Genomic DNA, 253 nt, shown 5'->3' on the forward strand with positions numbered 1-253 from the left:
CATCGTCTCCTACTTCTCACTGGCCGCGCTCCTGGGCATCTCCACATACGGGGTACGCGCCTGCGCCCAGGTCAGGGACGACCCGGAGGAGCTCTCCCGCACCGTCGAGGAACTCCTCGTCATCCTCGCCGCCTCCACCACCCTGACCTTCGCCGCATACATGATCGCACTCGAACTCGTGCCACGACTGGCCGGCGACAAGCCCCTCTTCCTCATCTTCGGAACCGCCCTGTGGCTCGCGTCCTTCGGCGTG

Annotated in this window: 1 pseudogene; it reads left to right on the forward strand. The window is 66.0% G+C overall.

What is annotated here, in order from left to right:
* Window positions 1–253 (forward strand): annotated as a pseudogene (locus CSQ86_RS09815) (flippase); the annotation flags it as partial.

Source organism: Bifidobacterium felsineum (assembly GCF_002802915.1).
Classification (GTDB): domain Bacteria; phylum Actinomycetota; class Actinomycetes; order Actinomycetales; family Bifidobacteriaceae; genus Bifidobacterium; species Bifidobacterium felsineum.